The organism is Pseudonocardia sp. SID8383 (assembly GCF_009864975.1).
GTDB lineage: Bacteria > Actinomycetota > Actinomycetes > Mycobacteriales > Pseudonocardiaceae > Pseudonocardia > Pseudonocardia alni.
In genome coordinates, this window is sequence record NZ_WWFY01000899.1 from 1 (window position 1) to 985 (window position 985).

Sequence of the window (985 nt, forward strand, 5' to 3'; positions counted from 1 at the left end):
CGGTGAGCGGGCTCGACCCGGCGCTGCGCGACCAGGTCGTCGACCTGCTCGCCGACACCTGCGCCGCTCGCGGCACCGGGCTGCTCCTGGTGTCGCACGACCTGGCGGTCGCGGCGGCGCTCTGCCCGCGCACCGTCGTCCTGCACGACGGCCTGGTCGTCGAGGACCGGCCGACCGCCGAGCTGCTCGCCGCGCCGCAGCACCCCGCCGTCGCCGCGCTCGTCGGCGCCACGGCCCCCCTGTCCGTCTGAACCGTCCCGCCACCCACGAACCCGGAGGACACCTGTGTCCCGACCCCGCCGCATCGCGGCAGCCCTCGCGCTCGGAGCGTCCGCGCTGCTGCTCACCGGATGCTTCGCCGCCCCACCGCAGACCGCCGGGACGGGCGCCGTCGGCGACCGCGTCGCCGTCGCGATGCTGCAGCCGCCCCGCTCCGGCCTGACCCCCTTCAGCGACGACGCGTTCAAGCTGTCCCGCTGGCGCACCGCCGAGACCCTGGTGCAGCTCGACGCCGCCGGCGACGCCGTGCCGATGCTCGCCACCTCCTGGTCCCGCGCCGACCCCACGACCTGGCGGTTCACGCTGCGCGACGACGTCGTCTTCCACGACGGCACCGCGCTGACCGCCGCGCACGTCGCCGACGTGCTCACCCGTGCGACCCGGGCCTCGCCGCCCCCGCGGATCCTCGACGGCGTCGACCTGGCCGCCCGCGCCGACGGCGACGACGCGGTGCTGGTCACCACCGGCGTGGCCGACCCGCTGGTCCCGCAGCGCCTGTCCAGCCCGCAGCTGTCCGTGCTCGCCCCCGCCGCCTACACCGGGGACCGCGTGGACCCGGTCGGGCACGGCTCCGGCCCGTTCCGGCTCACCGCGGTGCAGGGCACCACCTCGGCCACCCTCGACCGCCACGACGGCTACTGGGGCGAGCCCGCCCGCGTCGCCGGCATCGACGTCACGTTCGTCCCGGACGGCACCGCCCGCGCGG

1 protein-coding gene and 1 pseudogene are annotated in these 985 nt (G+C 77.7%); both read left to right on the forward strand.

Annotated features, from left to right (window positions below):
* A pseudogene (locus GTW08_RS21580) lies at positions 1-251 on the forward strand (ABC transporter ATP-binding protein); the annotation flags it as partial.
* A gap of 34 nt (positions 252-285) precedes the next feature.
* On the forward strand, positions 286-985 hold a 700-nt coding region (locus tag GTW08_RS21585), incomplete at its 3' end, for an ABC transporter substrate-binding protein (RefSeq protein ID WP_346009952.1).